Here is a 23,654-nt window from a genome sequence, read left to right on the forward strand (position 1 = left end):
TCTGGCGCGGCGAGAAATGCCGATTCCGGCAGAGGATGTGCGCGAATCGCAAAAGCCACCCCTTCCTTTCACCATTGTGTAACAGGCTGTTCACTAATGATTTTTTTCATATAGCAAAGACGATATTGGCATTTGGCGGCCGGGGGCGGTTATGGGAGCGTAGCAGGACAAAACAAAAAACAGACTCAGAGGACACGATGGCAACATACAAAAAACTGGCACTGGCACTTAGTTTGCTGACCGCAGGTGGGATCGCTGCAACTCAGGCGCAGGCAGACCAGCTGGCCGATATCAAGGCGGCGGGCGTGGTGAAAGTCGCCACCTTCGATGCCAACCCGCCGTTTGGCTCGGTGGATGCAAAAAGCCATGAGATCGTCGGCTACGACGTGGATTTCGCCAAAGCATTAGCCAAAACGCTCGGGGTGAAGCTGGAGCTGGTCGCCACTAACCCGGCTAACCGCATCCCGCTGCTGCAGTCGGGCAAGGCGGATCTGATCGTGGCGGATATCACCATCACCCCGGAGCGTGCCCAGGTGATCGATTTCTCCACCCCCTACTTCGTGACCGGACAGCAGTTCCTGGTTCCGGCGAAAGGGGCGGATAAACTGGATGCCTACAGCAAGGCGCGCATCGGGGCGGTAAAAGGCACCACCGGGGAACAGGCGCTGCATCAGCGTTTCCCGCAGTCCCGCGTGCTCTCCTATGACGACATTCCGCTGGCGCTGACGGCGTTGCGCAACGGCAACGTGCAGGCGATCACCCAGGACAGCACCATTCTGGCCGGGCTGCTGGCTCAGGCCCCGGACAAGGCCAACTTTAAAATTCTCCCTGACCTGCTGAGTAAAGAGGAGATTGGCGTCGGGGTGAAGAAAGGCGAAACCGCGCTGCTGAAAGTGGTCAACGACGAGCTGGTGAAGCTGGAGAGCAACGGCGACGCGGCGAAGATCTACGATGTCTGGTTTGGTCCACAGACCCCCTCCCCGCAGCCTCGCGCCTTTAAAATAGAAGCCCAGTAAGATGCGGTCAGGTTTATTCTCACGCTCCGCGGCACCTGCCGCGGATTTTTCACATCTGGAGCAGGCCAGCGTCACCTTTTCGGAGGTGGCGAAACGCTACGGCGATCGCCCGGTGCTGAAGGGCATCAACCTCAGCGTCACGCCGGGGGAAGTGGTGGCCATTCTTGGCCCCTCGGGCTCGGGTAAATCGACGCTGATCCGCCTGATTAACCAGCTGGAAACCCTGACCTCCGGCGACATCCTGATTGACGGAAAATCGACGCGTCAGCTCTCCCGCCAGGCGTTGCGCCAGCTGCGCAGCCGGGTCGGGTTTGTCTTTCAACAATTCAACCTTTACAGCCACCTGACGGCGCGACAGAACATCGCCCTGGCGCTGAAGCACGTTCACGGCTGGCGACCCGCCGAGGCCGACACCCGTGCTGAGGCGCTGCTGGCCCAGGTGGGTATGGCGGAAAAAGCCGATCACTACCCGGAGGCGTTATCCGGCGGACAGCAGCAGCGGGTAGCCATCGCCCGCGCCCTGGCCTCCTCGCCGCAGATTATCCTGTTTGATGAACCCACCTCAGCCCTCGATCCGGAGATGATTGGCGAAGTGCTGCTGGTGATGAAGGCCCTCGCCCACAGCGGGATCACCATGATCGTTGTTACCCATGAGATGCAGTTTGCCCGGGAGATTGCCGACCGGGTGGTGTTCATCGATGGCGGCCATATTCTGGAAGTGGCCCCGCCGGAGCAGTTCTTTCAGCATCCGTCCCATCCGCGCACCCAGCGTTTTTTGCAGAAGGTGCTTAACCCGCTGCATCCGGGAGCGGTGTGATGCCGGCCCTCGACTGGCAAGGGGTGCTGACCGGCCAGCCCTTGCAGTGGATCCTCTCCGGTTTTCTTACCACCCTGTGGGTGACCCTGGCGGGAATCGTCGTTGCCAGCCTCATCACCCTCGCCTGCCTGGGGTTGCGTCTCGCCGGGGGCCGCATCGGCGCAAACATTGTTGCCGTGTGGGTCTCGCTCTTTCGCAATACCCCTCTGCTGGTGCAGCTCCTGTTCTGGTATTTCGCCGCGTGGAACGGGCTTCCTGCGAATTTTCGTGAATTTGTCATGGACGATCACCTCTGGTCGGTGCTGCCGGGCCAGGTGTGGTGGTTCACGCCTGAGTTTCTCTGCTCCGCCTGGGGGCTGGGGGTCTTTACCTCGGCCTTTTTGACCGAGGAGATTACCGCCGGGCTCCGCGCCGTCTCTGCCGGGCAGCGGGAAGCCGCGCTGGCGCAGGGCTTTTCCGCCTGGCCGCTGTTGCGTTACATCCTGCTGCCGCAGGGGCTGGCGAACGCCTGGCAGCCGGTGGTGGGCCAGTACCTCAACCTGATGAAGCTCTCGTCGCTGGCGAGCGGAATTGGCTTTGCGGAACTGACCTATCAGGTGCGGCAGATCGAGAGCTATAACGCCCACGCGCTGGAGGCGTTCAGCGTTGGCACGGTGCTGTACCTGCTCACCGGCGTGGCGATGGGCGTGCTGCTGACGAAACTAGGCCCCTCAAGCGAACGGCGGCGAAAAGCCGCGCTCACCACCCGGAGTGAAGAGAAATGCTAGCCGGATTCACTGTCATTACCGATAACCTGGATTATCTGCTCTGGGGACGGGCTGCGGTCGGGCAGCCCGGCGGCGTGCTGCTGACGCTGCTGATGGCCTTCGGCGCGGCGGCGCTGGCGTTACCCGCCGGGATCGCACTGGCGGGCCTGGCGTGGCGCTTTCCTGGCGCCATCCTCAACACCCTGTTCCTGTGGGCCGAAATTATCCGCGGGATCCCGCTGATATTTGTTATTTTCTGGCTGTGGTATCTGCTGCCGCTGATCACCGGCGGCGATCTGCCGGGGGCGCTGACCGTGACCCTGGCGCTGGCGTGGTTTACCGCTGCCGCGGTGATGCACTCCGTGTTGGCCGGGCTGCGGGCGCTGCCTGCCGGGCAGTATGAGGCAGCTCAGGCGCAGGGGTTTGGCGCGCTGCAAACACTGGGGTGGGTGCTGCTGCCGCAGACGTTGCGCAACATCTTGCCTTCGCTGCTGGGAATTTTTATCAGCCTGCTGAAGGACACCTCGCTGGCCTTTATCGTCAACGTACCGGAACTGACCACCGTCGCAGGCCAGGTGAATAACCGGGTGCAGATCTACCCGGCGGCGATTTTCGTCTTTACGGGGGTGGTCTATTACCTGCTGTGCTGCGGGATTGAACAGCTGGCGAAACGCTGGCGGTTTAACCGGCCAGCGCTTTAACGACGGTTTCCATCGCCTGGGTGGTTAATTCACTGCGTTGCACCCGCTGGTTCGCCAGCGAGGTGCGCAGGACCCCGGCGATCACAATATGCTTTGGCTCCTGCCCGAGATCGCGCATTTCAAGAACGACTTTGCCTACCACGCGACACATCTCCTGATACAGCGCTTCGTCTTTGGTTACATTGCCCATGATCTTCACTCCATTGCCTGAAAACGCCAGCTTAAAGCATTCATAAGCCTTATACAAAAAAGAAGCCCGGTGAGAGACTCACCGGGCTTTTTAAAAGCATAATCAGGGGATTAGTTGTTAACCGGGATCACTGCGCCTTTGTATTTGGTGCGGATCCAGTCCTGAATCTCTTTCGAGTGCAGCACGTCTACCAGCGCCACGATATCCTTCTTCTTCTCATCGCCACGGTGCACGGTGATGATGTTAGCGTACGGGTTGTTTTCACCGCTCTCTACCGCGATTGGGTCGTGAACCGGATCCAGACCGGCATCGATGGCGTAGTTGGCGTTGATGACGACAGCAGCGCCTTCGTCGTTGTTGTACATCTGCGGCAGCAGAGAGGCTTCAACGTTCGGGGTGAACTGCAGTTTTTTCGGGTTCTCAACGATATCGCTGATGCGCGCGGTCACTTTGTCGATGCCCGGCTTCAGCTTGATGACGCCCTCTTTCTCGAAGATAGAGAGGATACGACCCTCTTCAGAGACCGCATCACGCATGATGATTTTGCCGCCTTCCGGCAGATCTTTCAGCGACTTGTATTTTTTAGAGTAGATACCGATTGGCTCGATGTGGATCGCACCGGCGCTGACGAAATCATACTCTTTATCCCCGGCGTGATCTTTCAGCACGCTGTTCAGGTAGGGAATGTGCTGGAAGTAGTTGGCGTCGATGTCACGACCCGCCAGCGCGGTGTTCGGCAGGATGTAATCCTGGAAGGGTTTGATCTCCAGGTCGATACCCTGTTTCGCCAGAATCGGCTTCGCCTGCTCCAGAATTTCGGCGTGTGGGGTGTTGGACGCTCCCACGGTCAGGGTATCAGCCCAGGAGGCAAAGCTCATGGCGCTCAGGGTTGCTGCGGCGATCAACGTCAGTGTCTTTTTCATGATGATGGTTCCTGTGTGTTATTAGTGTTTATCTTTTATCTAACAGTGATGTGATGATGTCGCCGCAGAACTGGATAATGAAAACGATGATCAAAATGGTCACCGTTGCCACCAGCGTGACGTCACCATGGTTGCGTTGGAATCCTTCCAGATAAGCCAGATTTCCCAGACCACCGGCACCAATCACCCCCGCCATGGCGCTGTAGCTAACCAGCGCAATCAGCGTCACCGTGATCCCTGAAACCAGGGCAGGTGATGATTCCGGCAGTAAAACCCGAAAAATTAAGGTGCTCAGTCGGGCACCCATTGAGCGCGTCGCCTCGATCACCCCTTTGTCCACTTCACGCAGGGCAATTTCCACCAGACGGGCGTAGAACGGCGCGGCGCCGACAATCAGCGCGGGCAGCGCGGCGTTTGCCCCGAGGATGGTCCCCACCACGGTTTTGGTGAAGGGGATCAGCAGCACAATCAGGATGATGAACGGGATCGAACGGAACACGTTCACCACAATCGAAATCACGCTGTAGACCGTACGGTTGTGGAACATGCCACCCCGGGCGGTTAAAAACAGCGCCAGGCCGAGCACCAGTCCGAGCACAAAGGTCGCGACGCCGGAGAGGGCCGTCATGTACAGCGTTTCCAGGGTGGCGGCCCAGAGCTGGTCCCATTTCAGATGCGGGAAGAGATTCTCAGCCATGTTTAATTACCTCGCCTTCAATATCACTGTGCTGCAGGTCGACGAGGATATTGTTCAGTTGTTCTTCTGTTGCCACCACGTGTAGCCAGAGCTGGCCGAACACGCCGTGGGCGGTTTGCGTCATTTTGCCGTGCAGGATGTTAAACGGCAGGCCGTAGCGCAGGGTCAGCTCCCCGACAATCGGCTTGTGGGTGCTGTGGCCGGTGAAGGTCAGCTTGATGACGGTCCCTTCCAGCTCGTTCGCCAGCTCGGTGTTGAAGGTTTCCTCTTCGGCATACTGGCTGACCTGGCGCACAAACTGCTGCGTAATCGGCTGCTGCGGGTGGGTAAAGACCTGAAGCACGTCGCCCTCTTCCACCACTTTGCCGTTCTCCATCACCGCCACGCGGTCACAGATTTTGCGCACCACGTGCATTTCATGGGTGATGAGCACGATGGTCAGCTTAAAGCGACGGTTAATGTCGAGGAGCAGATCGAGGATCTGATCGGTGGTCTGCGGATCCAGCGCCGAGGTGGCCTCGTCGCAGAGCAGCACGTCAGGGTTGTTCGCCAGCGCGCGGGCAATGCCGACGCGCTGCTTCTGCCCACCGCTGAGCTGGGACGGGTAAGCCTGCTCGCGGCCTTTCAGCCCCACCAGCTCTACCAGTTCCGCCACGCGGGCTTTAATGTTGGCTTTTGGCACCCCGGCAATCTGCATGGAGAATGCGATGTTCTCGCTCACCGTGCGGGACCACAGCAGATTGAAATGCTGAAACACCATACTGATCTTCAGGCGCGCCTGGCGCAGGGCTTCGCCTTTCGCGGCGGAAATGTCCTGTCCGTTAATGGTCACGCTGCCGGCAGTCGGTTTTTCCAGACCGTTAAGCAGGCGGATTAAGGTGCTTTTACCGGCACCGCTGTAGCCAATAATTCCATAAATCTGTCCCTGTTCTATCGACAGGTTCACGTTGTCAACGGCCGTCAGCGCCACTTTTCCGTTGTCAAAAATCTTCGAAATATTCCTGAGTACAATCATTCTTATCGTAATCCGTCGCTCATGGCGGTTTAGCAGTATGGATGTCCAAAAGATAGTAAACAGCCGTTATCAGGTTTTAAATGACCAAAATGGAATTTCTTATAACTCCAGGGAATAAATAGCGGATTTACTGGGCGGGCAGGAATTAGATGAATTTCAGCAATGATTATCTGCCAGATGCATATCTCACCGCCTTCACTCGGCAAAAATGGCTATTTTTGCAGCATTTCATGCCAATATAGCCATCCTGACATCCGGACAACTTTACGTCTTGCTATCCTTACATCTATAAACATGATGAATATTCATTTCTGTTCTAAAAGGCAGTGAAACGTTCTTTATAGAGAAATTTTTACGGCCCTATCATCCGGTCATGACCCTCTTACAGGAAAACATCATGACGATTTATCACTCCGTCACAGAACTGATCGGCCAGACTCCGCTTATCCAGCTGCACAAACTGGAGGCCGGCCCCTGCTCGCTGTTTCTGAAGCTGGAAAACCAGAATCCCGGCGGCTCCATTAAAGACCGCGTCGCGCTGTCGATGATTAACGAAGCCGAGCGCAGCGGCCAGCTGCAGCCCGGCGGCACCATCATCGAGGCCACGGCGGGCAACACCGGGCTGGGGCTGGCACTGATTGCGGCCCAGAAAGGCTACTCGCTGATCCTGGTCGTGCCCGACAAAATGAGCCGCGAGAAGATTTTTCACCTGCGCGCGCTGGGGGCTCAGGTGGTGTTGACCCGCTCGGACGTCAATAAAGGCCATCCGGCCTATTATCAGGATTATGCTCAGCGTCTGGCGAACGAGCTGCCGGGCGCGTTCTATATCGACCAGTTCAATAACGAAGCCAACCCGCTGGCGCATCGCACCACTACCGCCCCGGAGCTGTTTGAACAGCTCGAGGGCAAGATCGACGCCATCGTGGTCGGCGTCGGCTCCGGCGGTACCCTGGGCGGCCTGCAGGCGTGGTTTGCGGAACACTCCCCGCAGACCGAGTTTGTGCTTGCCGATCCGGCCGGGTCGGTGCTGGCCGACCAGGTGGAGACCGGGCGCTATAACGACGCCGGTTCGTGGCTGGTAGAGGGGATTGGCGAAGACTTTATTCCCCCTCTGGCACACATCGAAGGGGTGAATCGCGCCTGGCGCATTACCGATCGTGAAGCCTTTACCACCGCCCGCGAGTTGCTGAAAACGGAAGGGATCCTGGCGGGCTCCTCCACCGGCACCCTGCTGGCCGCGGCGTTGAAATATTGTCAGGCCCAGACCACGCCGAAGCGCGTAGTCACCTTCGCCTGCGACAGCGGCAATAAGTATCTCTCCAAAATGTTTAACGATGACTGGATGCGCCAGCAGGGGCTGATCTCGCGCCCATTGGCGGGGGATCTCTCGGATTACATCGCCCTGCGTCACGACGAGGGCGCTACCGTCACCGCTGCGCCGGATGACACCCTTTCCACCGTGCTGGCGCGCATGCGTCTGTACGACATCTCCCAGCTGCCGGTGCTGGATAACGGCAAGGTCGTCGGCATCATCGATGAATGGGATCTCCTGCGCCATATTGGCGGCGATGGGGATCGTTTCGCCCTGCCCGTGACGGCGGCGATGACGCGTCAGGTGGAGTTTCTTGATAAGCACGCCCCGGAAAGCGCCCTGCACGCCATTTTCGACCGCGGTCTGGTGGCCGTGATTAATGACAACGACCGTTTTCTGGGCCTGATCACACGCAGCGATGTTCTGACCGCCTGGCGCAACCGTCTTCAGCAATAAAGGAATAAAGATGAAAAATTTAGCCACCCTCAGCGTCCACAGCGGCGAGTTTAATGACCAACACGGCGCGGTGATGCCGCCTATTTACGCCACCTCGACGTTTGCGCAACCGTCGCCGGGGGAACATACCGGCTACGAATATTCCCGCAGCGGGAACCCCACCCGCCATGCGCTGGAAACCGCCATTGCCGAACTGGAAGGCGGCACGCGCGGCTACGCTTTCGCGTCCGGTCTCGCGGCCATCTCTACCGTGCTCGAACTGCTGGACAAAGACAGCCATATTGTCGCCATTGATGATGTGTATGGCGGAACTTATCGCCTGATTGAGAACGTGCGCAAACGCAGCACCGGGCTGCAGGTGAGCTGGGTGAAGCCGGACGATCTCGCCGGTCTTGAGGCGGCGATCCGCCCGGAAACCCGCATGATCTGGGTAGAAACCCCGACCAACCCGCTGCTGAAGCTGGCGGACCTGGCGGCCATCGCCGGGATTGCTCGCCGTCATAATCTCATCAGCGTAGCGGATAACACCTTCGCATCGCCGGTCATTCACCGTCCGCTGGAGACGGGTTTCGATATCGTGGTGCACTCCGCCACTAAATACCTGAACGGCCATTCGGACGTGGTGGCCGGGCTGGCGGTGGTGGGGGATAACCCAGCGCTGGCCGAGAAGCTCGGCTACCTGCAAAACGCCGTCGGCGGGGTTCTGGATCCGTTCAGCAGCTTCCTGACGCTGCGCGGGATCCGCACGCTTTCGCTGAGGGTCGAAAAGCACAGCGCCAATGCCCTGGCGATTGCACAATGGCTGGTGCAACATCCGCAGGTGGAAAAAGTCTTCTATCCAGGCCTGGAATCACACCCGCAATATCAGCTTGCCCGTACGCAGATGGCGCTGCCGGGCGGGATGATTTCTGTCGTAGTGAAAGGTGATGCGCAACGTGCCACGGAAGTCATTCGTAAACTAAAACTGTTTACCCTTGCGGAAAGTCTGGGTGGGGTTGAGAGCCTGGTCAGCCAGCCTTACAGCATGACCCACGCGTCGATCCCCTTAGAACAGCGGCTGGCAAACGGTATTGTCCCGCAGCTGATCCGCCTGTCCGTGGGCATCGAAGATGCGCAAGACCTGATCGCCGATCTCAGTCAGGCGCTGAAAGCGTAACCAAAAAACGGCAGGCTACTCGCCTGCCGCCATAGGTTGTCATCAGGCCTTAACGCCTTGATAACAATCCGTTGTGAAACGGCAGATAATATTTTTGAAACGCTGTTTTTCTTTCCCTTTTGCGCATCTTTAAGCGTATAATGTGCGCCTAATCCCTGGTGAATGGTTTCAGCGCTTGGAATACAAAAAACAACGTACAACTTCTCCTCTCCTTCGTTGGGCTGTCACTCAGGCACACTTTCTTCTGCACGCTCATTTGATGTCTCCTATCCTTAGTGCGTGTCATATACGATTTTGCAACACAGGTTTGACTCCGCGGCTGTGCGCCCCTGGAGCGAGATTTCCATATCCTTCCCAACTTAAAGACTAAGACTGTCATGAAAAAGACGAAAATTGTTTGCACCATCGGCCCGAAAACCGAATCTGAAGAGATGCTGACCAAAATGCTGGACGCCGGCATGAACGTTATGCGTCTGAACTTCTCTCACGGTGACTATGCTGAACACGGTCAGCGCATCCAGAACCTGCGCAACGTGATGAGCAAGACCGGTAAAAAAGCAGCAATCCTGCTGGATACCAAAGGTCCAGAAATTCGTACCATCAAACTGGAAGGCGGTAATGACGTTTCGCTGAAAGCGGGGCAGACCTTCACCTTCACCACTGACAAGTCCGTTGTCGGCAACAGCGACATCGTTGCTGTGACTTATGAAGGCTTCACCAGCGACCTGTCCGTTGGCAACACCGTACTGGTGGACGACGGCCTGATCGGTATGGAAGTCACCGCTATCGAAGGCAAAAACGTTGTTTGTAAAGTGCTGAACAACGGCGACCTGGGCGAAAACAAAGGCGTTAACCTGCCAGGCGTTTCCATCGCCCTGCCTGCTCTGGCAGAAAAAGACAAACAGGACCTGATCTTCGGCTGCGAGCAAGGCGTTGACTTCGTTGCTGCCTCCTTCATCCGTAAACGTTCTGACGTGGTTGAAATCCGTGAGCACCTGAAAGCGCACGGCGGCGAGCACATCCAGATCATCTCCAAAATCGAAAACCAGGAAGGCCTGAACAACTTCGACGAAATCCTCGAAGCGTCTGACGGCATCATGGTTGCGCGTGGCGACCTGGGCGTTGAGATCCCGGTTGAAGAAGTGATCTTCGCGCAGAAGATGATGATCGAGAAGTGTGTTCGCGCCCGTAAAGTGGTTATCACTGCGACCCAGATGCTGGACTCAATGATCAAAAACCCACGCCCAACTCGCGCAGAAGCGGGTGACGTGGCGAACGCCATTCTCGACGGTACCGATGCAGTGATGCTGTCCGGTGAATCCGCGAAGGGTAAATACCCTCTGGAAGCGGTATCCATCATGGCCACCATCTGCGAGCGTACTGACCGCGTGATGCCAAGCCGTCTGGATAACAACAACGACAGCCGTAAACTGCGCATCACCGAAGCCGTTTGCCGTGGCGCAGTAGAAACTGCCGAAAAACTGGAAGCACCGCTGATCGTGGTTGCCACCCAGGGCGGTAAATCTGCTAAAGCCGTGCGTAAATACTTCCCGAACGCCACTATCCTGGCCCTGACCACTAACGAGATCACTGCTCGTCAGCTGGTACTGAGCAAAGGCGTTGTGCCACACCTGGTGAAAGAGATCGCCTCTACGGATGATTTCTACCGTCTGGGTAAAGAAGTGGCCCTGCAGCTCGTTGAGCGTGGCCTGGCGCAGAAAGGTGACGTTGTGGTGATGGTTTCTGGTGCGCTGGTACCAAGCGGCACCACTAATACCGCATCTGTTCACGTCCTGTAATAATATCGAACGAATTAATTTGTATAAAAAGCGTCCTTCGGGGCGCTTTTTTTATTTCCGCTATCAACCAAACTTATTAAAAAAGCAAATCGGGTTTTTCTATTTAACGGGTACGTTTTCTAAGATGAATCCGATGAAAATTGTCTGTTTTTGCACAATATTTTTCACGAAATAGTCAAAACAGGTGTTTCTTTGAGCGAACGATCAAAAATAGGCATATTCCCATCAAAAAAATATTCTCAACCTAAAAAACTTTGTGTAATACTTGTAACGCTACATGGAGATTAACTCAATCTAGAGGGTATTAATAATGAATCGTACTAAACTGGTACTGGGCGCGGTAATCCTGGGTTCTACTCTGCTGGCAGGTTGCTCCAGCAATGCTAAAATCGATCAGCTGTCTTCTGACGTTCAGACTCTGAACGCTAAAGTTGACCAGCTGAGCAACGACGTGAACGCAATGCGTTCCGACGTTCAGGCTGCTAAAGATGACGCAGCACGCGCTAACCAGCGTCTGGACAACCAGGCTACTAAATACCGTAAGTAATAGTACCTGTGTTAATAAAATGGCGCACATTGTGCGCCATTTTTTTTGCCCTGCATTTCACTTTACTGAATCGCCACTTCATGCCCGCCCTGAGTCGCTGCCACCGGCAGCTGGGTATTACGAGCTGACAACCCCGTACTCTCGACCTGCGGCCCTGCCCCAGTCGATACCACCACCGGGATCCCCGCCCGGCGCGACAACGCTTTGTTCACTAACGTCTTATCGCTACCGCTCTGCGCCATAAACGACGCAAAGGCACCGGACTGAGCGATCGTCACGGTTTGCGGGTTTTCGCCCTCCACCATCGCCAGCGGGCGATGTACTTCAACGTAACGCTTACCGTCCGGCTCAACCGAGAACTTCACCGGCTCATTGATAATCTGCACTCGCGTGCCGACCGAGGTCTGGGCAAAGAGCGCTTTAATGTCCGGCGCATTCATACGCATACAGCCGGAGCTGACGCGCAGCCCGACGCTGTCCGGTGCGCTGGTGCCGTGGATGAGATATTCGCCGTTACCCACGCCCAGACGCAGCGCAAAGCGCCCCAGCGGGTTGTTAGGCCCTGCGGGAACCACCGGGGGTAGTTTGATGCCCTGCTCCAGCGAGCGCGCTCTGATGCCCGCTGTGGGGGTCCAGGTTGGATTGGGGATTTTCTGGCTGATGCGGGTGACGGTGACCGGCGTTTCCAGCCCCAGCTGGCCAATGCCCAGCGGATAGACCTGAACGCTGTTCTCCCCCGGCGGATAGTAGTAGAGCCGCAGCTCCGCCAGATTCACCACAATCCCCTCACGGGGGGTGTCCGGGAGCAACATTTGCGACGGGATAGTGATTTCTGTCCCCGGCGCCGGATAGACCGGGGCGATGGTATTATTGGTTTCGAGGATTAGGTGCGCAGCGGTATTAAACCGGCGCGCAATGGCCTGAAGCTTATTATCGCCTTCCTGAATGACATAGGTCTGGTTTTGCCCGATAAGCCGACTGCCTGCAGGCGGCAAGGGATAATCCACCGCCCGGGCGCTATTAAGCGCGCTGAGCGAACCAAAGAGAATAAAAGTAACAAGGGACGCGCGCTTCATGCTGAGATTCCTTATTCACTGACTGAACGTCAGAAAGCTGAAAAACCCACGAGGCGGGAACCACCTCGTGAAACAGAATGATAGCTGTCCTGTTAGTTTAGCTAATGTTGGCGGCTTTGGTGCGGATTGCGCGGATCATCGCCTCAAGCCCCTGAGAGCGGGAAGGCGTTAAATGCTGGGTCAGCGCCATTTTTTCAAACCACGGGCGCACGTCGAAAGCGACAATATCCTGAGGGGACATCTGCTGATATAAAATAAACACCACGGCAATAAGGCCTTTTACTATTGCCGCATCACTGTCGCCCGCTAATTCAATCATTCCTGATTCGTTCTGGTGCATTATTATCCACACCTGGCTCTGACAGCCCTGAATACTGTTTTCCGGGCTATGCGCGCTTTCGCTGAGGGCAGGCAGACGCTGACCCAGCTCGATGATGTAGAGGTATTTCTCTTCCCAGTTTGCGCAACGCGTAAAGTTGCGCAGCAATTTATCTCTGTCTGGCAATGCAGCCATCTTTTGCCCTCTTTTAGCCCAGCAGGTGGTGGATACGCTTCAATCCGGCCACCAGTCTGTCGACCTCTTCCAGCGTGTTGTACATCACCAGCGATGCGCGGCACATCGCCGGTACCTGATAAAATGCCATCAGCGGCATGGCGCAGTGGTGTCCGGTGCGTACCGCCACCCCGTAGTTATCGAGAAAACTGCCGACGTCATAGGCGTGGTGTTTTCCGAGGTTAAAGGCGATTACCCCCTGACGATCGGCCGGGCCGTAGAGCGTGAGATCCGGCACGCTGGCCAGCTCGGCCAGGGCGTAGTGCATCAGCATCTGCTCGTATTCGGCAATGGCATCGAGGCCGATAGCGGAGACATACTCCATCGCCGCCCCGAGGCCGATAATGCCCCCGGTGTTGGGTGTCCCGGCTTCGAAACGCCACGGCGCGCGGGAGTAGGTGGTGCCTTCGCTCAGGCTGACGGTGGCGATCATCGACCCGCCCCCTTCCCACGGCGGCATCTTCTGCAGGATCTCGTCTTTGACATACAGCACGCCGATCCCGGTCGGGCCGTAGAGCTTATGGCCGGAGAAGACATAAAAATCGCAGTCCAGCGCCTGCACGTCTACGGTGTGGTGCATCACCGCCTGAGCGCCGTCCACCAGTACTTTCGCGCCGACAAGATGGGCTTTAGCGATGATCTCCGCCACCGGGTTTTCAGTGCCCAGCACGTTGGAGACCTGGGTGATGGCCACCAGCCGGGTGCGTTCATCCAGCAGCGTATCCAGGTGTTCAAGCTGGAGCGTGCCGTCCTGATTGAGCGGGATCACCCGCAGCTCCGCCCCGACGCGCTCGCACAACATCTGCCAGGGGACAATATTCGCATGATGCTCCATCTGGCTGATGATAATGTTATCGCCCGCATGGACCTCAGCGCTGCCCCAGCTGTTCGCCACCAGGTTGATCCCTTCGGTGGTGCCGCGCACAAATACCAGTTCCTCCGGCGAGCGGGCATTTAAAAATGCTGCCGCCCGGGTACGAACGTTCTCCATCCGCTGCGTCGCCTCGGCGCTGAGGGTGTGGATCCCCCGATGCACCGCCGCATAACCGTGCCGGTAAAACTCCGCCTCGGCCTCGATCACCTGCGCGGGCTTTTGCGCGCTGGCGGCGCTGTCGAGATAGGCAAGCGGCAGACCGTTCACTTCACGGGTCAGGACGGGAAAATCCGCCCGCACTTTCTCTACAGGAAAACTCATGCCACACCTCCGGGCAGACGCTGGCCGATACGCGCCAGCACCTGCTGTCTTAGGGTTTCATCTCCGAGCGCTTCGGTCAGCTCGGCGGCAAAGGCGTAAATGATCATCTTCTCTGCCGCCTGCTTATCGATGCCGCGGGAGCGCAGATAGAACATCTGCTCATCATCAATACGTCCCACCGTGGCCCCGTGGCTGCATTTCACGTCATCGGCGTAGATTTCCAGCTGCGGTTTGGTGTCCACCTCCGCCAGCCGGCCCATCAGCAGATTGTTGTTGGTCATCTGCCCGTCGGTTTTGATGGCGTGCTGCGCCACGTTAATCAGCCCGTTAAAGACCGCCCGGCCCTTATCGCTGACGATGGTTTTGTGCAGCTGACGGCTGTTGCAATAGCCTTTATTGTGCTCAAGCCAGGTGCGGGTGTCGCACACTTCCGTTTTCACCGGCATCGCCAGGCTGTTGATGCGCAGCGTGGTGTTTTCGCCGTTGAGCTGGGTGCTGGTGTTATGGCGCAGCACCGCCCCGCCCAGCAGGAAGCTGTGGCTGTATGCTGCCGCGTCGGCGGCAAGCTGCAGATCGTTATGGGCGAAGTGATGGCTCGCCGCATTCTCAAACGCCAGCTTGATATGGTGCAATTGGGCGTTGGCCGCCACGTTCATGGTCAGGCGCGAGCCGGTGAAATGCCGCGCCGGGGTCAGGCTGGCGTAGTGTTCAATCACCGTCGCCTCGGCCCCTTCGCCCAGTTCCAGATGGTGGCGATAGTGGGCGGTGTTGATCTCCTCCCCCTCCAGCCCCTGGGTGATGTGCATCAGCAGCAGCGGCTTCGCAGGGCGTGAGTTACGCTTAACGCGGATATGGGTCACGCTCTGCGCCAGGCTCTCGGTGAGATGCAGGAACAGCTCCGGCTGAACCGGTGCCGCCAGGCTCTGACGCTCGTCGTTAATCACCACCTCAAACCCGCTGCCGTCGGTGCTGTCGCTCAACTCCGGGCTAAAGCGCCCGTCAACAAACACCAGCCGCGTGGCGTCGAGGGTGAGCGCCAGCGCATCCCGGTCGGTCGGTTTCACGCTGGCGGGCCGGGTAACGAACTCGCCGTTGAGCAGCCCTTCCAGCGGGGTGTATTTCCAGTTCTCATGCTTACGCGTCGGCAAGCCGAGGCGCAGCATCTGCTGCAGGTGCTGCTGGGCCTGCTCCGAGCGCGTTCCGCCCTGGGCCTCAAACAGACGGTGCCACTGCTGCAGCGCGTTACTGCTGTTCGCTAAGCCAGCCATAGCCCTGCTCCTCCAGCTGTTTCACCAGCGTGAAATCACCGGATTTCACAATCCGCCCCTGATAGAGCACATGCACGTAGTCCGGCTTGATGTAATCGAGAATACGCTGGTAGTGGGTGACGATGATGAACGACCGCTTGCCGTCGCGCAGGGCGTTCACGCCGTCGGCGACGATTTTCAGGGCATCGATGTCCAGCCCGGAGTCGGTTTCGTCAAGAATACACAGCTCCGGCTCCAGCACCGCCATCTGCAGAATGTCGTTACGCTTCTTCTCCCCGCCGGAGAAACCGACGTTGACCGAACGGGTAAGCAGATCTTCGGGCATTTTCAGCAGCTGGATCTTCTCTTCCATCAGATCCTGAAAATCAAAGCGATCCAGCTCCTCTTCGCTGCGGTATTTGCGCACTGCGTTCAGCGCGGTCTGCAGGAAGAACTGGTTGCTGACGCCGGGGATCTCCACCGGATACTGGAAGGCCATAAAAATGCCCTCCCCGGCGCGGTCTTCCGGCGACAGCTCCAGCAGATCTTTGCCCTTAAACTCCACCGAACCGCCGACCACTTCGTAATCTTCACGCCCGGCGAGGGTCGCCGAGAGCGTACTTTTCCCCGAGCCGTTCGGCCCCATAATGGCGTGGACTTCACCCGGACGCACGTCCAGGCTCAGGCCGCGCAGGATCGCTTTATCTTCCACACTGACCTGTAAATCTTTAATGCTTAACATGTGCTTTCCTTAATCCTTAACCGACGCTGTGTTCAAGGCTAATCGCCAGTAATTTCTGCGCTTCAACGGCAAACTCCAGCGGCAGTTCAGAGAACACATCCTTACAGAAGCCGTTCACGATCATTGAAATGGCATCCTCTTCGCTGATGCCGCGCTGCAGACAGTAGAAGAGCTGATCTTCCCCGATCCGCGAGGTGGTGGCTTCGTGCTCCAGCTGGGCGCTGTTGTTGCGGCACTCAACGTACGGGAAGGTATGCGCTCCGCAGTCCGGGCCAATCAGCATCGAGTCACACTGGGTAAAGTTGCGCGCGTTGGTGGCCGTCGGCATGATCTTGACCAGCCCGCGGTAGCTGTTCTGGCTTTTACCCGCCGAGATCCCTTTCGAGATGATGGTCGATTTGGTGTTCTTGCCAATATGGATCATCTTGGTGCCGGTGTCGGCCTGCTGATGGCCGCTGGTGAGCGCTACCGAGTAGAACTCGCCGATGGAGTTATCCCCGCGCAGAATGCAGCTCGGGTATTTCCAGGTAATGGCGGAGCCGGTTTCCGACTGGGTCCAGGACATCTTGCTGTTTTCGCCTTCGCACAGGGCGCGCTTGGTGACGAAGTTCAGGATGCCGCCGGTATTGTTATCCCCCGGGAACCAGTTCTGCACCGTGGAGTATTTCACCTCGGCGTCTTTATGGATGATCACCTCCACTACCGCGGCGTGCAGCTGATAGCTGTCGCGAACCGGGGCGGAACAGCCCTCGATATAGCTGACGTAGCTGCCCTCATCGGCCACCAGAATGGTGCGTTCAAACTGGCCGGTTTTCTCGGCGTTGATGCGGAAATAGGTCGACAGCTCCATCGGGCAGCGCACGCCCTTCGGCACATAGATAAAGGTGCCGTCGGAGGCCACCGCCGCGTTGAGCGCCGCAAAGAAGTTGTCATTGCCCGGCACGACCGTGCCGAGGTACTTCTTCACCAGCTCGGGGTGATCGTGGATAGCTTCGCCAAACGAGCAGAAGATGATCCCCTGCTCGCCCAGCTTCTCCCGGTAGGTGGTGGCGACCGAGACGGAGTCGAAGATGGCGTCCACCGCCACCTCCCGCCCTTCGCGCACCGGCACGCCGAGCTGCTCGAAGGCCTCTTCCACCTCTTTGCTTAAAAAGGCGTTAGCCCCGGTCTGCTGGACCGCACCGGGCTCAGAGGCGCAGGTGTCGTCGCAGTTGCCGCACGACGGCGCGGAGTAGTAGCTGTAATCCTGATAGTTCAGCTTATCGTAGTGCGCCTTCAGCCAGTGCGGCTCTTCCATCTCCAGCCAGGCCTTGAACGCATTCAGACGGAACTCCAGCATCCAGTCTGGCTCGTTGCGCTTGGCGGAAATGGCGCGGATGACCTCTTCGTTGATCCCTTTTGCCAGCTCATCAGTCTGCAGTTGGGTGAAGAAGCCCTCTTTGTAATTAATATGGCCGCCGGACCAGGTGTTGACGTCGTCAGTTGCTTCAGTATGTCGAGACATAATACCGCCTATACCCCAAAACTTTCGCCGCAGCCGCATTCGTTCTGGGCTTTCGGGTTATTGAATTTGAATAACTGGTTTAAGCCTTCGCGCACGTAATCCACTTCTGTGCCGTCAATAAACGGCATCGCCTGCAAGGGGACATAGAGGCGGGCACCGTCCTGCTCGAACAGCAGGTCGTCTTTCGCCGGTTCGCTGACGGTATCCAGCACGTAACCAAACCCGGCGCAGCCGGTGGTTTTAACGCCTAACCGCACGCCGAGTATGCCCGCCTGTTTACTTACCAGCTCGCGGATATGCGCCGCGGCGGCCGGTGTGAGCGACAATCCACGCCACGCAAATTCTGTCGGATCAAATGTTTCTGAATGCTGTTGCATAAATCCACCTCTTGTATTGCGCCCCCAGGGCATAACACCATGTTAGTGATAATGATTATCACTTCAACCCCTCAGTTGCAGGGGCATTCGGCTTAACCGCCCTTTTTGGCTACTTTCATTAAGCATAGACCCTGCCACGGGGGTTAACAGGGATGATCACATTTACTCAACATATTGATCGAATGGGTAATTTTCCATGAATTCCCGCCTGAATGGGCTAAATGCAAAATATGTATAGAAAATACCAATTATTGAGATAGGAGGTGTGCGGGAACGGCTGCTCTTACCTGTAGGCGTATTCTGAAAGCGCCCCGGCAAGGGCGCTAGATAGCCTGCGGGTGCGCTATCCTTGTTGTATTAAGGTCAGCATCAGGAGGAAATATGCTCACTGCACTGTTGATAACCGCCACCCTTGCCGTAGTCATTACCGGCCTGGTCATTCTGTCTGCCATGCAGGATTTAAGAGACGATTATTGAAGGGAAACAAAAGGTCGCAGATGCGGCCTTTTGTTTTTTAAGGACGTGCAAAAAAGAAAACCCTCACGATTACCAGGCGGGTAATCGTGAGGGTTTCTTGCTCCATCCGGCGCTTATCTCCGGCACTCATCATGGCTTAGCTCTTGAAGGAGCATAGGAATAATCTCATAAACTTTGACGAGCGAATTAACATAAATTGCGGCCTGTCGGGAAGCAATGCCATTTCAACGAGATGGAGAAGTAAAAAGGCCGCTTTCGCGGCCTTCTGCTTCATACCACCGCAGTGGTGAGCCGCGACGAGCAGCACAGGCGCTGCTGTTCATCGAAAATATCGATCTGCCACACCTGGTGTCGGCCACCGGTATGCAGGGCGCGACAAACCCCGCGCACCCGACCGCTGCGCACGGAACGAATGTGGTTGGCATTCACTTCCAGCCCCACCACCTTCTGCTCCCCTTCGGTGCAGAGATAGCCCGCCACCGAGCCGAGGGTTTCGGCCAGCACCACCGACGCGCCGCCGTGCAGCAGGCCAAACGGCTGATGGGTGCGACTGTCCACCGGCATGGTGGCTTCCAGTTCATCTTCGCCGAGGCGGGTAAACTGGATATCCAGCAGCCCCACCATATTCCCGTCGCTCATGGCGTTTAACGCCTGCAAAGTGACGGCTCGTTTCCAGATCATCCCATAATCTCCAGTAGAGCCTGCAGTGGATGGCGCACCCCGCTGCCCTCGACGCGCTTGACCTGGCTGCGGCAGGAGTAGCCGGTGGCCAGACAGCGGTTGCGCGGCAGACGCTGCATCGCCTGATGCCAGGAGAGCTCATAGATCCCCAGCGAGTTCTTGTGGTTCACCACCTCATGGCCGTAGGTTCCGGCCATGCCGCAGCAGCCGACGCTGACGCTCTCGAGCTTCGCGCCAAAGCGGGCAAAGATGGTGGCCCACTGGGCAGGCGCACCCGGCAGCGCGGTCACTTCAGTACAGTGGCCGAACAGATACCAGGGTTCGCCGCTGGTCTCCTGCGCGGTTTGCGCACTGACGATCGCCGGAAGCCACTCATGCACCAGCATCACGTGGAAGTCGCCGCGCTTGTCGCCGAGGGTCTGCTTGTACTCATCGCGATAGCAGAGCACCAGCGCCGGATCGACGCCGACCATCGGCATGCCCAGCTGCGCCACGCGATTGAGGAAGTCAGAGGTCTTTTGCGCCGTTTTCGCGAAACGATTAAGGAAGCCTTTAATGTGCTGGGCTTTACCGTTCGGGGAAAACGGCAGCAACACCGGCTGATAGCCGAGGCGCTCGACCAGACGAATAAAGTCAGCCACCACCTGCGCATCGTAATAGCTGGTGAACGGGTCCTGCACCACCAGCACGGTTTTCGCTTTTTGCTCCGGGCTCAGCGCTTCAAGCTGCTCAAGGGTCAGGTTAGCGGAGCGGTGGCCCACCATCTGGCGCTGCAGCGACGGCGTGGAGAGCAGCGGCAGGTCAATCATGCCGATATGCTTCTCGGACAGTTTGCGCACCAGCGGCTGGTTGATAAAGAAGTTAAAGGTGCGCGGCGCGCGGGCCATCAGCGGGGCATAGCTCTCAACCGTCGCCACCAGATGATCGCGCATCGGGCGCAGATAGCGGCTGTGATAGAGCTGCAGGAAGCGCGAGCGGAACTCCGGCACGTCGATTTTAATCGGGCACTGGGTGGAGCAGGCTTTACAGGCCAGACAGCCCGACATCGCCTCTTTTACCTCGTGGGAGAAATCGTACTCCCCTTTGCGCGCGTGCCAACTGTTGCGGGTGCGCTCAACAAGGGTGCGCAGGCTGGCGCGTTTTTCCGGCAGCTCTTTTTCCAGCGCCAGCGGATCCACGCCGCGGTCGGCCAGCAGACGCAGCCACTCTCGGACCAGCGTCGCACGCCCTTTCGGGGAGTGGATACGGTTGCTGGTGATCTTCATCGACGGGCACATCGGGCTTTTGGCATCGAAGTTAAAGCACAGGCCGTTGCCGTTACACTCCATCGCGCCGCGCCAGGAGGCGCGCACCGCAATCGGGATCTGGCGATCGAAGGTGCCGCGTTTCACCGCGTCCACCTGCATCATCGGGGCATCGACGCCCTCCGGCAGGCAGATTTTCCCCGGATTTAGGCGGTTGTGCGGGTCAAAGGCCGCTTTGATTTTGCGCAGCTCGCTAAATAGCGCTTCGCCGAAGAAGGCCGGGCTGTACTCGGCACGGAACCCTTTTCCGTGTTCGCCCCACAGCAGGCCGCCGTACTTCGCGGTGAGCGCCACCACGTCATCGGAGATCCGCTTCATCAGTATCTCCTGCTGCGGATCGCACATGTCCAGCGCCGGGCGGACGTGCAGCACCCCGGCATCGACGTGGCCGAACATGCCGTAGCTCAGGCCGTGGCTGTCGAGCAGGGCGCGGAATTCCACAATGTAATCGGCAAGGTGTTCCGGCGGAACGCAGGTATCTTCGGCAAAGGGGATCGGCTTGGCTGCCCCTTTGGCGTTACCCAGCAGGCCGACCGCTTTTTTACGCATCGCGTAGATACGTTCGATGCCGGCCAGCTCGTTGCACAGCTGCCAGCCAATCACCCCGCCCTCGCCGCGGGCGATCAGCTCGTCCAGCCGCTGGCACAGGGCCTCAACCTGGCTTTCGATAAGTTCGGCGTCATCGCCAGCAAACTCAACGATGTTCAGGCCCAGCATCTCTTTGTCGGGCACGTCAGCGATCAGCTCGCTGACCGAGTGCCAGACGATATCTTCCCGCGCCAGGTTGAGCACTTTTGAGTCGACGGTTTCTACCGACAGGGCGCGGGCATCGACCATAAACGGCGCATTACGCAGGGCAGAGTCAAAGGAGTTGTACTTCACGTTCACCAGACGGCGCACTTTCGGCAGACGAGTGATGTCGAGACGCGCCTCGGTGATAAAGGCCAGCGTGCCTTCGGAGCCGGTCAGGATGCGGGTCAAATCGAACTGGCTGAGGTCGTCATTGAAGACATGGCGCAGATCGTAGCCGGTCAGGAAGCGGTTCAGTTTCGGGAATTTATCGATAATCAGCTGGCGGTTGTCGCGGCAGCTTTCCAGCACGGTGCGGTAGATGCGCCCGGTGGTGGTGTTGTCCTTGCCGAGCGTCTCGGCCAGCTCGACCGGCAGGGGCTGGGTGTCGAGAATATCCCCGCCCAGCAGCACCGCCCGCACGCCGAGGACGTGATCGGAAGTTTTGCCGTACACCAGCGATCCCTGGCCGGAGGCATCGGTGTTGATCATCCCACCGAGGGTGGCGCGGTTACTGGTCGACAGCTCCGGGGCAAAAAAGTAGCCGTAGGGCTTCAGGTACTGGTTAAGCTGATCCTTGATCACCCCGGCCTCAACCCGCACCCATCCCTCTTCCGGGTTGATCTCAATGATGCGGTTCATGTAGCGGGACATATCGACCACGATCCCGGTATTCAGCGCCTGACCGTTGGTGCCGGTGCCGCCGCCGCGCGGGGTAAAAATCAGCGAAGCGAAACGCTCCTGGGAGGCCAGACGGGCCAGCAGGGCCACATCAGCGGTAGAACGGGGAAAAACGACTGCATCGGGAAGTAGCTGGTAGATACTGTTGTCGGTCGCCATAGTCAGCCTGTCGGCATAACGAGTGGCGGTATCGCCGGTAAAACCCTGTTGCTCCAAAGCCTGCAAAAAATTGAGCACCAGCTGAACGACGCCGGGTGCCTGAGAAATTTGTGGGATCATTACTGTCGACCCTGCCCCATCTGAATAGTTGTAGATAATCGTTTGCGTTGTGTCTCACATTTTGTATCACATTTTATTCATATGCGCCCGACAGAATTACAGGCAGAATCAGCCTGTTAAAAATCGCTGAAATCACTAATGATTAGAGTGATGCAGTTTCCTGTTCTCACCGGTCTTTCCGGTGTCCTTCAAAGGTAAATTTCAACTATGGTCAATCGACACCAGCCCAGGGACGTTGCACAAGTTTTGCTGTCGGTGCTGTTTCTGGCAATCATGATTATTGCGTGTCTGTGGATTGTTCAACCCTTCATTCTTGGCTTTGCCTGGGCGGGGACGGTAGTCATCGCCACCTGGCCGCTATTTCTTCGTTTAGAGCGCTTGCTGTTTGGTCGCCGCGCGCTGGCGGTGCTGGTGATGACCCTCCTGCTGGTGCTGCTGTTTGTCATCCCGGTTGCGTTACTGGTGAACAGCCTGGTGGACGGCAGCGGCCCGCTCATCTCCAGCATCACCAGCGGGGATATGACGCTTCCGACGCTGGACTGGCTGAACGATATCCCGCTGATTGGCGACAAGCTCTTTGCCGGCTGGCATAACCTGCTGGACATGGGCGGCAGCGCTATTATGGCGAAAGTGCGGCCCTATGTTGGCGCCACGACCACCTGGTTTGTCGGTACCGCCGCGCACCTTGGCCGCTTTGTTGTCCACTGCGTGCTGATGCTGCTGTTCAGCGCCCTGCTCTACTGGCGTGGTGAGCAGGTGGCGCTTGGGGTTCGTCATTTTGCGACCCGTCTGGCGTCGGCGCGCGGCGACGCAGCAATGCTGCTGGCCGCGCAGGCCGTGCGTGCGGTCGCGTTGGGCGTAGTAGTAACGGCGCTGGTGCAGTCGGTGCTGGGCGGGATCGGTCTGGCGATTTCCGGCGTGCCTTACGCCACCCTCTTTACGGTGCTGATGCTGTTAACCTGTCTGATGCAGCTGGGCCCTCTGCTGGTGCTGGTCCCGGCGATTGTCTGGCTCTACTGGAGCGGTGACACCACCTGGGGCACGGTGCTGCTGGTCTGGAGCTGCGTGGTGGGCACGATGGATAACGTCATCCGTCCGATCCTGATTCGAATGGGTGCCGACCTGCCGTTAATCCTGATCCTCTCCGGCGTTATCGGCGGGTTGATTGCCTTCGGGATGATCGGTCTGTTTATCGGGCCGGTATTGCTGGCGGTCTCCTGGCGACTGTTCTCCGCATGGGTGAATGAAGTCCCGCTGCCGCCGACCGATCCCGATGTACTGCTTGAAACGCTGAACGAAACGGAAGAGCTGAAAAAGTAACAACCCCTGTTCTGGTGGGTTCGCCCACCAGAATGTTAAGCATCACTTATCATT

The 23,654-nt window shown here is 57.8% G+C and carries 24 protein-coding genes; 10 read left to right on the forward strand and 14 right to left on the reverse strand.

Features of this window, described 5'->3' with window-relative positions; all coding sequences use genetic code 11:
• Positions 1-197: 197 nt before the first annotated feature.
• Genes V7Q49_RS06600 through V7Q49_RS06615 form a run of 4 tightly spaced genes read left to right on the forward strand, consistent with a single transcriptional unit; the run spans position 198 to position 3,280 of the window.
• Entirely contained in the window at positions 198-1,016 is an 819-nt protein-coding gene (locus tag V7Q49_RS06600) for an ABC transporter substrate-binding protein (RefSeq protein WP_333849939.1), read from the forward strand.
• A gap of 1 nt (position 1,017) precedes the next feature.
• Positions 1,018-1,833 carry an amino acid ABC transporter ATP-binding protein gene (locus V7Q49_RS06605; protein ID WP_333849940.1) on the forward strand — a complete coding sequence of 272 codons (816 nt, stop codon included), beginning with the start codon at positions 1,018-1,020 and terminating at the stop codon, positions 1,831-1,833.
• Positions 1,833-2,600, forward strand: coding sequence for an amino acid ABC transporter permease (locus tag V7Q49_RS06610; RefSeq protein ID WP_333849941.1), 768 nt, complete (start codon positions 1,833-1,835; stop codon positions 2,598-2,600). Before V7Q49_RS06605 ends, V7Q49_RS06610 begins: the two co-directional genes overlap by 1 nt.
• Positions 2,594-3,280 (forward strand): ABC transporter permease subunit, encoded by a 687-nt coding sequence (locus tag V7Q49_RS06615; protein ID WP_333849942.1) that lies wholly within the window; start codon positions 2,594-2,596, stop codon positions 3,278-3,280. The genes V7Q49_RS06610 and V7Q49_RS06615 overlap by 7 nt, the downstream gene beginning before the upstream one ends.
• Here the strand turns inward: V7Q49_RS06615 and fumD are convergent.
• From fumD to V7Q49_RS06635, 4 genes are all read right to left on the reverse strand, one after another.
• Positions 3,261-3,470: a fumarate hydratase FumD gene (fumD, locus tag V7Q49_RS06620; RefSeq protein ID WP_130588972.1), complete on the reverse strand. Its 210-nt coding sequence runs from the start codon at positions 3,468-3,470 to the stop codon at positions 3,261-3,263. The genes V7Q49_RS06615 and fumD overlap by 20 nt on opposite strands.
• Before the next feature lie 110 nt (positions 3,471-3,580).
• Complete coding sequence (locus tag V7Q49_RS06625) at positions 3,581-4,393, reverse strand: MetQ/NlpA family ABC transporter substrate-binding protein (RefSeq protein ID WP_333849943.1); 813 nt, start codon at positions 4,391-4,393, stop codon at positions 3,581-3,583.
• Positions 4,394-4,421: 28 nt separating this feature from the next.
• A complete protein-coding gene (locus V7Q49_RS06630) occupies positions 4,422-5,090 on the reverse strand; it encodes a methionine ABC transporter permease (protein WP_032617773.1) in 669 nt (222 codons plus the stop codon).
• The gene (locus V7Q49_RS06635; RefSeq protein WP_333849944.1) at positions 5,083-6,105 is read right to left on the reverse strand and encodes a methionine ABC transporter ATP-binding protein; all 1,023 of its coding nucleotides are present in this window, start codon (positions 6,103-6,105) and stop codon (positions 5,083-5,085) included. The genes V7Q49_RS06630 and V7Q49_RS06635 overlap by 8 nt, the downstream gene beginning before the upstream one ends.
• Positions 6,106-6,502: 397 nt before the next feature.
• Between V7Q49_RS06635 and V7Q49_RS06640 the strand changes: the two genes are divergently transcribed.
• Together V7Q49_RS06640 and V7Q49_RS06645 are read left to right on the forward strand one after the other, a co-directional pair.
• Positions 6,503-7,873: a pyridoxal-phosphate dependent enzyme gene (locus V7Q49_RS06640; protein WP_333849945.1), complete on the forward strand. Its 1,371-nt coding sequence runs from the start codon at positions 6,503-6,505 to the stop codon at positions 7,871-7,873.
• A gap of 10 nt (positions 7,874-7,883) precedes the next feature.
• A complete protein-coding gene (locus V7Q49_RS06645) occupies positions 7,884-9,029 on the forward strand; it encodes a trans-sulfuration enzyme family protein (RefSeq protein WP_333849946.1) in 1,146 nt (381 codons plus the stop codon).
• Here the strand turns inward: V7Q49_RS06645 and V7Q49_RS06650 are convergent.
• Entirely contained in the window at positions 9,011-9,229 is a 219-nt protein-coding gene (locus V7Q49_RS06650; RefSeq protein ID WP_333849947.1) for a hypothetical protein, read from the reverse strand. The genes V7Q49_RS06645 and V7Q49_RS06650 overlap by 19 nt on opposite strands.
• Here V7Q49_RS06650 and ynhH point away from each other — a divergent pair.
• From ynhH to lpp, 3 genes are all read left to right on the forward strand, one after another.
• A complete protein-coding gene (gene ynhH, locus V7Q49_RS23525; RefSeq protein WP_442913056.1) occupies positions 9,172-9,399 on the forward strand; it encodes a protein YnhH in 228 nt (75 codons plus the stop codon). The two genes, V7Q49_RS06650 and ynhH, sit on opposite strands and share 58 nt — an antisense overlap.
• A 7-nt stretch (positions 9,400-9,406) precedes the next feature.
• Positions 9,407-10,828, forward strand: a complete 1,422-nt coding sequence (pykF, locus tag V7Q49_RS06655) for a pyruvate kinase PykF (RefSeq protein ID WP_333849948.1) — start codon at positions 9,407-9,409, stop codon at positions 10,826-10,828.
• Positions 10,829-11,138: 310 nt separating this feature from the next.
• Positions 11,139-11,375, forward strand: a complete 237-nt coding sequence (gene lpp / locus V7Q49_RS06660; protein WP_001082307.1) for a murein lipoprotein Lpp — start codon at positions 11,139-11,141, stop codon at positions 11,373-11,375.
• 62 nt (positions 11,376-11,437) lie between these two features.
• Here lpp and ldtE read toward each other — a convergent pair whose 3' ends face one another.
• From ldtE to ydiJ, 9 genes are all read right to left on the reverse strand, one after another.
• Positions 11,438-12,451, reverse strand: coding sequence for a L,D-transpeptidase LdtE (ldtE, locus tag V7Q49_RS06665; protein ID WP_333849949.1), 1,014 nt, complete (start codon positions 12,449-12,451; stop codon positions 11,438-11,440).
• A 97-nt stretch (positions 12,452-12,548) separates the two neighbouring features.
• Positions 12,549-12,965, reverse strand: a complete 417-nt coding sequence (gene sufE, locus V7Q49_RS06670) for a cysteine desulfuration protein SufE (protein WP_333849950.1) — start codon at positions 12,963-12,965, stop codon at positions 12,549-12,551.
• A 13-nt stretch (positions 12,966-12,978) separates the two neighbouring features.
• Complete coding sequence (gene sufS, locus V7Q49_RS06675) at positions 12,979-14,199, reverse strand: cysteine desulfurase SufS (protein WP_333849951.1); 1,221 nt, start codon at positions 14,197-14,199, stop codon at positions 12,979-12,981.
• On the reverse strand, positions 14,196-15,467 hold the full coding sequence (sufD, locus tag V7Q49_RS06680) for a Fe-S cluster assembly protein SufD (protein WP_333849952.1): 1,272 nt from the start codon (positions 15,465-15,467) through the stop codon (positions 14,196-14,198). The genes sufS and sufD overlap by 4 nt, the downstream gene beginning before the upstream one ends.
• A complete protein-coding gene (gene sufC, locus V7Q49_RS06685) occupies positions 15,442-16,188 on the reverse strand; it encodes a Fe-S cluster assembly ATPase SufC (protein ID WP_333849953.1) in 747 nt (248 codons plus the stop codon). The genes sufD and sufC overlap by 26 nt, the downstream gene beginning before the upstream one ends.
• Before the next feature lie 16 nt (positions 16,189-16,204).
• On the reverse strand, positions 16,205-17,692 hold the full coding sequence (sufB, locus tag V7Q49_RS06690) for a Fe-S cluster assembly protein SufB (RefSeq protein WP_231312536.1): 1,488 nt from the start codon (positions 17,690-17,692) through the stop codon (positions 16,205-16,207).
• Positions 17,693-17,700: 8 nt separating this feature from the next.
• Positions 17,701-18,069: a Fe-S cluster assembly scaffold SufA gene (gene sufA, locus V7Q49_RS06695; RefSeq protein ID WP_333849955.1), complete on the reverse strand. Its 369-nt coding sequence runs from the start codon at positions 18,067-18,069 to the stop codon at positions 17,701-17,703.
• Between the two features lie 747 nt (positions 18,070-18,816).
• Positions 18,817-19,227, reverse strand: coding sequence for a 1,4-dihydroxy-2-naphthoyl-CoA hydrolase (menI, locus tag V7Q49_RS06700; RefSeq protein WP_333849956.1), 411 nt, complete (start codon positions 19,225-19,227; stop codon positions 18,817-18,819).
• Positions 19,224-22,280 (reverse strand): D-2-hydroxyglutarate dehydrogenase YdiJ, encoded by a 3,057-nt coding sequence (gene ydiJ, locus V7Q49_RS06705; protein WP_333849957.1) that lies wholly within the window; start codon positions 22,278-22,280, stop codon positions 19,224-19,226. Before ydiJ ends, menI begins: the two co-directional genes overlap by 4 nt.
• A gap of 207 nt (positions 22,281-22,487) precedes the next feature.
• On the opposite strand from ydiJ, the gene ydiK reads away from it, so the two are divergent.
• Positions 22,488-23,600, forward strand: a complete 1,113-nt coding sequence (gene ydiK, locus V7Q49_RS06710; protein ID WP_333849958.1) for an AI-2E family transporter YdiK — start codon at positions 22,488-22,490, stop codon at positions 23,598-23,600.
• The last annotated feature ends 54 nt before the right edge of the window (positions 23,601-23,654 follow it).

Source organism: Leclercia sp., from assembly GCF_036780805.1.
Taxonomy (GTDB): Bacteria; Pseudomonadota; Gammaproteobacteria; order Enterobacterales; family Enterobacteriaceae; genus Enterobacter.